The sequence below is a fragment of the Gemmatimonadota bacterium genome (assembly GCA_016719105.1).
Classification (GTDB): Bacteria; Gemmatimonadota; Gemmatimonadetes; order Gemmatimonadales; family Gemmatimonadaceae; genus SCN-70-22.
This window is the reverse complement of sequence record JADKAQ010000013.1, coordinates 65,603-77,712: the sequence shown is the minus strand read 5'-3', so window position 1 is coordinate 77,712 and position 12,110 is coordinate 65,603. Positions and strand designations below refer to the sequence as shown.

Below are 12,110 nucleotides of genomic sequence, written 5' to 3'. Positions count from 1 at the left end.
AGCATGACGGGACGGTTGGCCGAGTGGCCGGCTGGCAACGGCTGTGTTGCCTGTCGGGGGGGACAGTCGTGTCACAGGGGAGTCTCCCTACGCAGTTCCGTTGTCTCCCTCGTCGGCCGGGCCGGATGCGCCTCTCTGTGGATGACCTGAATCTCTCCCTCGCCCTCAGCGCGCTGGACGACCGCGCCCAGGGCGCGCTGGACGAGCGCGCGTCCGCCGGGGGGCAGCGCCGCGAACGGCTGCGCTTCACACGCTTCTCCTTCGATCGCACGCCGACGGCGCGCTGCTCGGCCGAAGTGGAGCTCGAATACCAGCCGGGCGATTCGGTCATCGGGCGCGCCGAGGGGGTGGCGGCGCCGCTCGGCGATGTGCGCTTGGCTGCGGAGGCGACGCTGCGGGCCATCGAGCACTTCTCTCGCGGAACGCTCAAGTTCGACCTGCTGGGCGTGAAGCAGATGCGCGCGTTCGACGCCAACGTTGTCATCGTCAGTGTCCTCTGCCAGAGCCCCGATGGCGCCGAGCAGGAGCGCCGACTCCTCGGCTGTCACCTGGCCGATGAGGATCCGCTGCGCGGCGCCGTGATCGCCACGCTGCAGGCGACCAATCGCATGCTCGGGAACTCGATCGCCACGCGATAGCGCGTTGCGCTGTTGGGCCACGGATCGTGACGGTCCTCCGTGAAGGTCTGTCATGGCTCACGACGGGCGGTGAGGCGCTCGGGACGAGCGATACGACGGACTCGTCAGGCAGGGCGCGCGTGAACACCACGAACGTCAGCGGGTACGAGGTTCCCATTCCCCGGGCGCCATGTCAGATTGCGGCGTTCTCGCTCACGCCCCGCAGGAGGTCGGCATTCCACTCCTCTCCCGCGCCCGCCCGCTCGCGACCTGCCTCGCGCTGACCGCGTTTGCCGCGTGCGCCCCGGCCATTCGCCCGACGCCGCCGGCGGCACCGCCCTCGCCCGATCGCCCCGTCGTTGCCGAAGCGGCGAGGAATCAGGACAGCGCAAGCACGGCCGACAGCGCCCGGCGCGTGGCGGAATCGCTCGTCGTCCCCGACTCCGTCAACACGGCGCTCGGCGATGCGATCAAGAGCGTCAGCAAGCTCTTCGACGTCCCCGACTCGGTCGTGCGCGGCATGGCGTCCTCCTCGGTCGTCGATGTGGACTCGACATCGAACGTCGGCGGCGAGCCGACGTGGGACATCGAGGTCGATTCGTACGTCACGCAGGAGAAGGTTGCGCAGTACGTGAACCTCTTTCTCGGGGCCGGGAAGACGCGGTTCACCGAGCGCCTGCAGCGCGGCAAGCAGTACGAGCCGATGATCCGCGAGAAGTTCCGCGCCGCCGGCATTCCCGAGGACATGTACTTCCTGGGGCTGGTCGAGAGCGGCTACGATCCGCACGCGTACTCGCGCGCCGCAGCGGTCGGGATGTGGCAGTTCATGTCGTCGACGGCGCGCGGCGTGGGGCTACGCGTCGACTGGTGGGTCGACGAACGGCGTGACCCGATGAAGTCGACCGATGCCGCGGCGCGCTTCATTCGCGATCTGCGCGGGCAGTTCGGCTCCCTGTATCTCGCGGCTGCGGCGTACAACGGTGGTCCCGGACGTGTCTCGCGCGGCCTCAAGAAGTTCGACGACGCACTCGACACGGTCGAAGGTGAAGACTGCTTCTTCGCCCTCGCCGAGCAGGACTACCTGCGCGCCGAGACAAAGAACTACGTCCCCCAGCTCATCGCCGCCGCGTTGCTGGGCAAGGCGCCGGACAAGTACGGCATCAAACTCGACTCCGTCCCGCGCTACGCCTACGACTCCGTGATGGTCCCGTCGCTGACCCCGGTGGCTGCGGTGGCCCGGTCGCTCGGCCTCACGGTGCGCGAGGTGCAGACGCTCAATCCGCACCTGCTGCGTGGCGTGACCCCTCCCGATGCCGAGGTGTCGGTCCGCATTCCGTCAGGGACGGGTGGAGGGTTCGATTCGCTCTTCGCCGCCCTCTCGACGGACGAGCGCTCGCCGTTCACGAAGGTCACCACCAAGAAGGGTGAGTCGCTTGCGTCGATCGCCAATCGGCACGGCGTGCAGGTGCGGCACCTTCAGTGGTTCAATCGGAAGATCTCGACGCGAAAGGGACGGTTGCTGGCCGGACAGACGCTCCTGGTTCCGACGGCCGCCGTCGTCCAGGGGGCGTTCGACGTCCCCGATCCATCGATCGAGCGCTATGGACCGAGCGCGTCGTCTTCGGGGGCGGGGCGCGTCACGCACGTGGTGCGGCGCGGCGAGTCGCTCGGGCTCCTCGCCAAGCGGTATCGCACGTCGGTTGCATCGCTCGTCCGCCTCAATGGGCTCAAGCGGAAGGTCATCTACCCCGGGCAGACGATCATTGTGCGAGGCGGATCGGCCCGTCGCTCCACGGCGCGCGCTGGCTCGTCGAGCACCAGCTCAGCGCGAAGCGCGACGGCGAAGAAGAAGAGCACCGCGCGTTCGTCGTCGGCCAAGTCGCGCGCCAAGTCACGGAGCGCGAGCAAGGCCAAGTCGGGGACCGCCAAGTCGAAGGGGTCGGTAGCCCGAAAGAAGGCACCGGCAAAGAAGAAGGCGGCCGTCTCGAAGAAGAAGACGGCCGCCCGCTGACGGCTTGCTAGCCGACGATCGTGTCGGGGATCAGTCGAGGATTCCCTTGCCGCGGTACCCCTTGAGCACGATCCGGTCGTAGCCGTTGGAGGCGTCGAGGTCGAGCTCCTTGGCCACCTGAACCGCCGCCGGCCCACGATTGTAGGCGAGGAGCGCCATCTGGATATCACCGCGCTGCTCCTTGATCAGGTCGCGGAGATATCGGAAGCCGATGTGCAGGTTGGTGTTGCGCTCGTAGAGCTTCTCGCGGGTGAGCGACGGATCGTAGAACTTGGCGGTCGACAGCATGAGCTGGGTCAGGCCGATCGCTCCCACCTCGCTCCGAGCGGATTCGGTGAAGTCGCTCTCCAGCTTGACCAGCGGGAAGGCGAGGTCCGGATCGATGCGCTCCGCCACCGCGGCGTCGTAGATGGAGCCCGCCAAGTCGGCCGGGATGCGGAACTTGTGGGAGTAATGGAAGATCCGGTTCCAGCGCTCGAGCTGGACTGAGGCGAGGCGGAGATCGCCACGCGCCTGTTCGATCTGCTTCTGGAGTCGCTGGACTTCGGCCCGTTCGGCCAACGTGCGGCGAAGGGGGGTCGCGGTGGCCTCGGAGGGCTCCCAGTTCCTGGCGGCCATGGTTCCGGCGGTGAGTACCCCCGCCAGCATGATCGCCCCTCGGACTCTCCGCTTTCGCCGCTCCGCGTCGCCGCGGTGCACGTACGACTTGCTGAGATCCTTCATGAAAGTCTTCCTCTATCGTCAGCCGCTCGACCCTAAGTCCGGCGAACCGGAAGGCCGATCGGTTCCTGATGAAGCGACGGGAGACCGTTACCCTCTCACCCAATCCCCGCTTTTCCCGCCGCGCTTTTCGATGAGGGAAATCTGACCGATCTCCATCCCCTTATCCACCCCCTTGGCCATATCGTAAAGTGTGACCAAGCTCACACTTACGGCCACTATGGCCTCCATTTCCACTCCGGTCGTGCCGGTGGTTCTGGCCGTCGCCTCGACCCGGATTCCGGGGAGCGATTCGTCCAGGGAAAGCTGCAAGTGAATGTCAGATAGGGCGATAGGATGGCAGAGCGGGATCAGCTCGGCCGTGCGTTTGGCGCCCATGATTCCGGCGATCTTGGCCACGGTGAGCACGTCGCCCTTGGCGATCTGATTATCGCGAATCAGAGCAAGCGTTTCGGGGCGCATCGTGATTGCGCCCGTCGCGCGGGCCATTCGCTGGGTCGGCGACTTGGCCGAGATGTCGACCATTCGGGCCTGGCCGGCATCGTCCGAGTGAGTCAGTCTGGTCAAGGGATGGCGGGAAGATGCGTGTGAAGCGGTGAGCCCAGCGGGCGGTGAGGCCCAAACACTGACCGGAACTCGAGCGGAAAGGCCCGACGTGTCGACTGCTGCACTAGGAGCTTAGGACTCGCCCTAACTCCTCGAGGAGGGAGGCGGTGATGAGCTGCGGGTTCACATTGCCGCCGGCCATCTGCTTCGACTCCTCGACCAAGCTCATGGCGCGGGCGGCGTTGTGGGCGGCGCGCTCGTCGGACTTCTGGAGCGCGGCACGGGTGCGGTCGTGCAGCGCGACGCTGAGCGCGTCGAGCACATCGGTGAAGGCGCCACGGGCGCCGGCGCTCCCTTGGGCCAGCGAGACGCGCAGGGCGCGCCCCCGGTCGCCGCTCAGCGCCACCTCGAGCAGCCGCTTGGCGGCCTCACTGGCGGCGCTCGTTTCCTGGGTGGCCAGCAGCCGGCCGGGGGCCCCCCCGGCCAGGCGGACGCGCTCGTCCACATTCCCCGGGAGCTTGGCCTTGTCGAGCGCTTCCTTCACCAGCGGCTCCAGCAGCCAGGCGCGCAACGCCGCCTCGCCGAGCGGGGCGACGCGGACGGCGACGACCCGGGAGCGGATCGTGGGGAGGAGGGCGCCGGCGGCGCTCGACGTCAGGATGATGTTCGTGTCGGCGGGCGGCTCCTCGAGCAGCTTGAGGAAGGCGTTGGCCGCTGGGGCCTCGGCGTTCTCCTGCGGCGGTGACATGCGGTCCGCCTCTCCGACGACGATCACCTTGTGGCGCCCCATGGCCGGGGTGATCGACGCCATCTGCACCAGCAGGCGCGAGGTGGCGACGTAGATCCCGTCGCTCCCGGGTGGCGGCGCATAGAGCCCGTGCGCCTGCGCGCGTTCGGCCACCGACTCGTTCAGGTCCTGCTTGATCTCCTCGAGCGAGGGATCGGAGTCCTTGAGCTTGGGACGCGGGAAGACCCAGACGAGGTCAGGGTGCGTCAGCTCGGCGGTGTACCGGCACTGGCGACACGCGCCGCATGGCTGGATGGTCCCCTCGCACAGGATGGCCTGCGCGAGCCAGAGGGCGAGGCGCTGCTTTCCGATCCCGCTCTCGCCATGCAGCAGGAGGCTCTGCGGAAGGAGTCCTCGCGACAGTGCGTCGGAGAGGCGCGCTCGCAGGGCGTCGTGGCCGTGGATCGGGACGATGGGCATGGGCGGAAATATGCGACGATGGGCGTCGCGGCGGAGTGGGGGCCCGAGCGCTATCGCAGGGGGGGAACCGTTGGCGGTGGGCGCCGATGCCGCGTCGCCTGTTCATATGAATAAGCGAGCTTGAACAGCGTCCCTTCGGCGAAGGGGCGCGCCAGGAGCTGCAGCCCGGCCGGGAGGACGGTCCGCGTGTAGCCCATGGGGACGGTGATGGCCGGGAAGCCGGTGGCAGGCGAGAAGACCTGCGAGTTGTCGCCCCCCGGGGTGTTGAGGTCACCGATGAGGCGCGGGGGATTGCTCCAGGTCGGATAGGCGACGGCATCGAGGCGGAGCGAGTCCATGAGCTGGCGCAGCGCGAGGCGCAGCCCGGCGCGGTAGCGCTCGCGGGCCTGGCACCCCGGGCTCTCGGCCGGACTCTCGGTCACGCGGACCGCGGCGGCGAGTCGCGCTTCGATGGACGGGTGGAAGCGTCCCGACTTGAGGATCTCGTCGACCGTGCTCACGGGCGGTCGCGAATCGGCGACGCGTGCCATGTGGGTCTCGAAGTCGTGCCGGAAGGGGGAGCAGGCGCCGGATTGCAGCCGGCGGAGCGAATCGAGGGTCGGGATGGCGACGGGGTCGATGACCGTCGCTCCCAGGCGCCGGAGGTCGTCGATCGCTTGCTGGAAGACCGAGTTGACCTCGGCGTCGAGCGTCGGCGTGTCGTAGGCCGCGTGCAGGACGCCGATGCGTGCTCCCCGAAGCCCGTCGGCGCGGAGCGAGTCGGCATAGCGGGGGATCGGACGTCCTCGCGCGGCGGCGGTGACCGGGTCTCCGGGGTCCTCGCCGGCGATGACCTGGAAGACCGCGGCGGCATCGGCGACGGTGCGCGCCATGGGGCCGGCGATGTCTTGCGAGTCGAAGAGCGGGACGACGCCGTTGCGGCTGGTGAGCCCCATGGTCGAACGAATGCCGACGAGCGCCTGATGCGACGAAGGGCCGCGGATCGAGTTCCCGGTGTCGCTCCCCAGTCCCACGGTGCCGAACGACGAGGCGACGGCCGCGGCGGTCCCGCCGCTCGACCCGGCGGTGACGCGATCGAGCGCGTAGGGATTGCGCGTGTAACCGGCCAGGATCGAGCTCACGGTCTCGTTTGGCGAGAAGGCGAGTTCGGCCATGTTCGACTTGGCGAGGACGATGGCCCCGGCGGCGCGCACGCGTTGCACCTGGAAGGCGTCGCGCGTGGGTTGCCACCCCTTGAGGGCGAGGGTGCCGGCGCTGGTGGGGAGGTCGATCGTCTCGAAGTTGTCCTTCACGATCGTCGGCACGCAGTGCAACGGGCCGACGAAGCCGTCGCGGGCGTAGCGTCGGTCGAGCGAGTCGGCGGTTGCGAGCGCGGCCGGGTTGATCACGACGATCGCGTTGATGGCCGGGCCGTTCTTGTCGTACGCCTCGATGCGGCGCAGGTAGCCTTGCACCAGCTGCCGGCACGACAGCGCGCCCGAGCGGAGGGCGGCGTGCACGTCGGCGATCGTCGCCTCCTCGATGCGAAAGGCGGCGGGCGTTGCGGCTGGCGGCTGCACGGTCCCCTGTGCGCGGAGCGGGGCGGCCAGGGGGAGCAGGACCAGGGTGCCGACGACAATGGTGTGCGGGAGGCGTGTGAGCATCTGAGGCGGGTCGGCTCCGGCTAGTCGCCGGCGTGGAGGGCGTCGCGCAGCGCGTCGCCCAGGATGTTGATGGTCGCGACGGCGAGGAGGATCATGGCACCGGGGAAGACGGCGAGCCATGGGGCGCTGAAGAGCGAACTCTGCGCCCCGCTGAGCATGTTGCCCCAGCTGGCCGCCGGGGGCTGGACGCCGAGCCCGAGGAACGAGAGCGCCGATTCGGTCAGGAGCGCGCTCCCCATGCCTAACGTGGCGTTGACGAGGATCGTGGGCCAGAGGTGCGGGAGCAGGTGCCGCGCGAAGCGGGCGACGGGGCGTTCGCCCAGGGCAACGGCGGCTTCCACGAAGTCCTGGTGCTTGAGCGCCAGGAGTTCGCCGCGCACCAGTCGTGCGAGCCCCATCCACGACGTGGCGCCGATGGCGACGACGAGCGTGACGACCGAGGGCCCGAGGAAGGTGAGCACGGTGATGACGACGAAGATGGCGGGGATGGCCAGGGCGGCGTCGGTGAGGCGCATGAGCAGCGCGTCGATGCGCGGCCGCGAGAGGGCGGCCACGGCCCCCACCGCCGTCCCGAGGGCGACGGCGAGGAGCATGGCGGCGGCACCCGCGGCCAGCGAGACGCGCGCCCCCACGAGCAGCCGGGCGAGCACGTCGCGCCCGCTCTCGTCGGTACCGAACGGGTGTCCGGTGCCTGGGGGGGCGGCGGCGCGCGCGAAGTCGAGGGCGTCGGGATCGACGCGGTAGAGCATGGGGCCGGCGACCGCCGCGAGGACGAGAGTGGCGAGGATGGCCACCGACAGCTGCAACCTCCGCGGTGATGGCGCGCGCGGCGTAAGCGAAGCGGCCGGCGCGACCGCAGTGCCCGGGGAGGCCGGGGAGAGCGGGGCGCTCATGCGTCGAGGCGGATGCGCGGGTCCAGCACGAGGTACGCGAGGTCGACCAGGAACGAGGCGAGGAGGACGCCCCCGGAGACGAGCAGCGTGATCCCCATGACCAGCGGGTAATCGCGGGCGAGTGCCGCCTCGATCCCGAGGCGCCCCATCCCGGGCCACGCAAAGACGGTCTCGGTGATCGCCGCCCCGCCGACGAGCCGCGGCAGCTGCAACCCGATGACCGTCACGACGGGGACGAGGGCGTTGCGCATGGCGTGTCGCCAGCGCACGGCGCGCTCGCCGACCCCCTTGGCGCGTGCGGTGCGGACGAAGGGGCGGGCGAACTGTCGTCGCGCGCTGCTGCGGGTGTAGCGCAGCAGCTCGGCGGTCCCGGCCGCGGCGAGGACGAGTGTCGGCAGAATGAGGTGTGCCAGCCGGTCGCGCAGCGAGCCGTCGCCCCCGATGGTTTCCACTCCTCCGGCGGGGAGGAGGCGCAGGTACACGGCGAAGACGAGGATCGCGACGATGCCCAGCCAGAAGACGGGGATGGAGATGGCGCCGAGGGCCACGGCGCCGGCCAGGCGATCGAGCCACCCTCCGGGGCGCTCGGCGCACCATGCGGCCACCGGGATGGCGACGAGGAGGGAGACGAGCAGGGCCGCTCCCGCCAGGAGCAACGTATTGGGGAGGCGCTGGGCGATGGTGGAGACCGTGCTCGTCTCGTAGAGGAACGAGTTCCCGAGGTCGCCACGCGCCAGGGCGCCGAGCCATCGCACGTACTGTACGGGGAGGGGGCGATCGACCCCCAGGCGCTGGGCGATGGCGTCGCGTTCGGCAATGCTCAGTTTGGGATCGGCGAGCAGCGCGGGCCCGCCCGGGGCCGCGTGGACGATGGTGAACGTCACCGTGGCGACCAGGAGGAGCACGAGGAACGCGTGCCCGAGCCGGCGCAGGACGAACGCCGCCATCGCCGGCGGCTACGGGGCGCGCATGGCGAAGCGCTCGCTGTGTCGCAAGGCGTCGCGAATGCCGAGCAGCGGCAGCCCTTGCAGGCGTGACGAGACGGCTTGGATCTCGCGCGGGAAGAACAGGACGATCACCGGCGGATCCTCCAGTTCCAGCGCCTGGAAGGCGCGATAGATCGCCTGGCGCCGCGGGAGGTCGCGCGTGGCGCGTCCGAGGGCGAGCAGCGAGTCGGCCACCGGGTTGGACCAGTGCACGTTGTTGTTGTCCTGCCCCGTGTGGTAGAAGGCGTACTGGTCGGGGTCCGGCGGGGTGGTCCACCAGGTGAGGACGGCGTCGAAGTTGCCGGGAAGGATGCGGTCGCGCACGAGCGCGGCAAACTCCATGGTGCGCAGCGACGCATCGACGCCGAGCTTGCGCAGGTCCTGCTGGATGGCGAGGGCGGTCTGCTCGCGCGTGGGGTTCCCCTTGTCCAGGAGCAACTCGAAGCGGAAGGGGGCCCCCGCGGCATTGCGCAGCACCCCGTCGGCGCCGCGTCGCCACCCGGCAGCTGCAAGCATGGCGAGTGCCGAGTCGGGGTTGTAGGGGATGGGGAGGAGTGAGTCGGCCACGAAGTCGCGCAGGGCGACGGGGATCGTCCCGACGGCCGGGTCGCCGTAGCCGCGCAGCACGCCCTTGATGATCGCCTCGCGGTTGATCGCCATGGCCAGGGCACGCCGCACCGCGGGCGAGCGAAAGTGTGCGCGCGCCACGTTGAGCCCCACGTAGTAGTGCTGGACCACCGGCACCTGCTGCACCTCGACGCCGGGGACCCCCTGCACGCTGGCCAGGTTGGCCGGTTCGATCGTGATGAGGTCGAGTTCGCCCGCCCGCAGCTGGGCTACCTGCGCGTTGACGTCGGGCACCACCTTGAAGACGATGCGATCGAGCCGCGGCGGCGTCCCGTAGTAGCGCGGGTTGCGCACGAGTGTGATCGAGGCTCCGGGCGACACGTCCTGCACCATGAACGGCCCCGTCCCCACCGGGTGCTTCCGATTGAAGTCGGTGGCGTCGGCGAGCGGCGCTCCCTGCAGCAGGTGCTTGGGGAGGATGCCCGCGTTGTAGCCGAGCAGGGTGAGGAAGGGGGCGAACGGGGCCTTGAGGCGAAAGGTGACGGTGAGCGAATCGTCGACGTCGACGCCGTCAACCGCCGCGAAGTCGGAGCGCAGGCGAGAGCCCGACTTGAGGTCGAGGATCTGGTCGAAGGTGAACTTCACGTCGGCGGCGGTGAACGGCGTGCCGTCGTGCCAGGTGACGCCGGGGCGGAGCTTGAAGGTCGTGCGGAGTCCGTCGTCGCTCGTGGTCCAGCTGAGCGCGAGGTCGGGGATGGGGCGCAGCGCCTCGTCCGGGCGAACGAGGCCCGGGAAGAGGACCTTGTTGACCATCACCGACCCGATGTCCGGCGCCACCACCGGGTCGAGGATCGGGTCGTTGATGAGCGGGATGCGCAGCGTCCCGCCGGCGTCGGTGCTGTTCCCCGCCTGGGGCTGCGGTCGCTGATCGCCGCCGCAGGCCGCGACGACAAGGAGTGCCCCAACGATCCACAGCGCGCGGGCGCCGGGGCGAGGGAGCACGAAGGACCTGCGCCGGAGCGCGATCACGCCATTGCCCCTTCCACCGTGCGGCGCGCATCGCGCAGCGCGGCGACCAGGCGATTCTCTCCACGTAGCAGGTGCGTGCGGAGGAAGCCGATCTCGCCGGGGGCCATCGTCGGGGCGCCGAGCGCCGGCGCGAGGTCGGGGAGCGCCGGGGTCGTCTCGGCGGGGTCGTGGAAGAAGGCGGGGCCGCGGGTGTAGTTGACCGGGACGAGGAGCCGCGCCAGCCGGCGGATGGCGTGGTTGATCTTGCGCACCGCGGGATCGCCTGCCTGACCGGTGGCGGCCTTGCAGGCGAACGTGCCTAACGTCTCGAGCGTGGCGTCGAGGTCGGCGATCGCGGCCCGCGCGCGGGCGAAGTCGTAGACCCCCGTCACCGCCGCCTGGTACGTGTCGAGCGTCGCGCCGAAGGTGCGCAACGTGCGGCGGAAGTTGAACGGAGCGATGGTCGCATTCGCAACCCCCATGACCGAGGCGAGGTAGATCTTGATGTCCTTCAGCAGGATCTCGCGGTCGGCGATGTGGATCAGGTCTTCCTCGGTGTGCCAGGCGATGTTCGCGCCACACCCCCCGACGGCATAGTAGCCGAGTTCCTCGCGGTGCGAGTCCTTCATGGTCGAGAGGAGCATGAAGAAGGAGGAGATCCCGATGTTGTTGAAGGAATAGTCGCCCGCCTGGTGCGGGCGCTCGCCCTGCGAGTCCTGGCCGGTGATGTCGCGGATGACCGACTGGCAGAACGCCTCGGTCTCGTCCATCCACGAGATGTCCTTGTACTCGGTGGCCCAGCGGCACCCCGGTGAGTCGCAGTTCACCTGCGCGATGCAGTGCTCGTAGAGGTCGAGGGCAAACGCATCGGCAAACCAGGTGCTGCCGGCGTAGCGACCGGTCGAGTGCCCCGGCCACCACGCGATCTTCACGCTGCGCTTGAGCGAGGCGCGGTTGTGCCAGAGGACGCGGGCGATCTCGAGGAGGGTGGCGTCGCCGACGGCGTTGTCGCCGATGCCGTAGTCCCACGAGTCGTAGTGCCCGTGCAGGAGGACGAACGCCTCGGGTTCTTCGGTCCCGGGGATCGTGACGACGGGGATGGGCGACTCCCACCACCCTTCGGTGACCTCGCTGGTGAGCGTGACGCTGGCGCCGGCCTTGGCCATCTCGATGAGCGCCTGCCCGTCCGGATTGTTGACCGCGACGACCGCCATCTTCGGCTTGCGCGGCAGGTCGCGCAGGTCTGGGGTTCCCCAGACGGTGGTGCAGATTCCCCAGTGCGGATTGTGTCCCGGGTTCACGGCGATCATCCCGATCGCGCCGCGCTCTTGGAAGTACGACACCTTCCCCGGCATTCCGAACCCTTCGCTGAGCACGATCTTTCCCGTGAGGTCGACGTTGGCGTCGCTCACGAAGCCCTTGGTGAACATCTCGTCGGCGTTGCGCGCGTAGCGCGCCGGGACGTAGGCCAGCGGGGCGGTGATGCCCCCCGGGTACGGAACCGACATCGCCATCGGCTTGGCGCGGAACTCCTGCGCCCCTGCCGTGAGGCTCGCCTTGCCCGGGAGGGAAAGGAAGAGCGAAGGGCGATGCACCTCCACCGGGACGCCGAGCCGCGTTAGGCGATCGACGATCTCGCCGGCGGCGGTGTTGACGTCATCGGGATGCTCGCGCTTGAGCGTCGTGAATCGCTCGATGAGCGCCCAGGGTTCGTCGAGGGAGACGGCGGCGATGGCGGCGGACTGTTCGGGAGAGAGGGACACGGGGCGACCGGACGGGAGGCTGGAGACGGTGACGGAAGAGGGGAGGTCGCTCGGCGACACTCCGGATTACGCTGCGGTGCAATTGCCCCCCTCGCGTTCGGACTGTCAAGGGCATGGGTTGATCGCGGCTTTCCGCGAGGGCAATATGG

General features: G+C 69.5%; 10 protein-coding genes. 2 read left to right on the top strand and 8 right to left on the bottom strand.

Annotated elements, in window-relative coordinates:
• The first annotated feature begins 125 nt into the window (after window positions 1-125).
• Both IPN47_13325 and IPN47_13320 read left to right on the top strand, forming a co-directional pair.
• On the top strand, window positions 126-638 hold the full coding sequence (locus IPN47_13325) for a hypothetical protein (protein ID MBK9408997.1): 513 nt from the start codon (window positions 126-128) through the stop codon (window positions 636-638).
• 169 nt (window positions 639-807) lie between these two features.
• On the top strand, window positions 808-2,628 hold the full coding sequence (locus IPN47_13320; protein ID MBK9408996.1) for a transglycosylase SLT domain-containing protein: 1,821 nt from the start codon (window positions 808-810) through the stop codon (window positions 2,626-2,628).
• Window positions 2,629-2,658: 30 nt separating this feature from the next.
• Here the strand turns inward: IPN47_13320 and IPN47_13315 are convergent, their stop codons facing one another.
• The 8 genes from IPN47_13315 to IPN47_13280 all read right to left on the bottom strand — a co-directional run bounded on the left by IPN47_13315 (window position 2,659) and on the right by IPN47_13280 (window position 11,961).
• On the bottom strand, window positions 2,659-3,351 hold the full coding sequence (locus tag IPN47_13315) for a transglycosylase SLT domain-containing protein (GenBank protein ID MBK9408995.1): 693 nt from the start codon (window positions 3,349-3,351) through the stop codon (window positions 2,659-2,661).
• Between the two features lie 87 nt (window positions 3,352-3,438).
• Window positions 3,439-3,915: a cyclic pyranopterin monophosphate synthase MoaC gene (gene moaC / locus IPN47_13310; GenBank protein ID MBK9408994.1), complete on the bottom strand. Its 477-nt coding sequence runs from the start codon at window positions 3,913-3,915 to the stop codon at window positions 3,439-3,441.
• A gap of 103 nt (window positions 3,916-4,018) precedes the next feature.
• Window positions 4,019-5,101 (bottom strand): hypothetical protein, encoded by a 1,083-nt coding sequence (locus tag IPN47_13305; protein MBK9408993.1) that lies wholly within the window; start codon window positions 5,099-5,101, stop codon window positions 4,019-4,021.
• Between the two features lie 50 nt (window positions 5,102-5,151).
• Entirely contained in the window at window positions 5,152-6,744 is a 1,593-nt protein-coding gene (locus IPN47_13300) for an amidase (GenBank protein ID MBK9408992.1), read from the bottom strand.
• 20 nt (window positions 6,745-6,764) lie between these two features.
• On the bottom strand, window positions 6,765-7,637 hold the full coding sequence (locus IPN47_13295) for an ABC transporter permease (GenBank protein MBK9408991.1): 873 nt from the start codon (window positions 7,635-7,637) through the stop codon (window positions 6,765-6,767).
• Window positions 7,634-8,584 carry an ABC transporter permease gene (locus IPN47_13290; protein MBK9408990.1) on the bottom strand — a complete coding sequence of 317 codons (951 nt, stop codon included), beginning with the start codon at window positions 8,582-8,584 and terminating at the stop codon, window positions 7,634-7,636. Before IPN47_13290 ends, IPN47_13295 begins: the two co-directional genes overlap by 4 nt.
• A gap of 9 nt (window positions 8,585-8,593) precedes the next feature.
• On the bottom strand, window positions 8,594-10,003 hold the full coding sequence (locus tag IPN47_13285; protein MBK9408989.1) for a peptide ABC transporter substrate-binding protein: 1,410 nt from the start codon (window positions 10,001-10,003) through the stop codon (window positions 8,594-8,596).
• Between the two features lie 212 nt (window positions 10,004-10,215).
• Window positions 10,216-11,961: a M28 family peptidase gene (locus IPN47_13280; GenBank protein ID MBK9408988.1), complete on the bottom strand. Its 1,746-nt coding sequence runs from the start codon at window positions 11,959-11,961 to the stop codon at window positions 10,216-10,218.
• Window positions 11,962-12,110 lie beyond the last annotated feature (149 nt).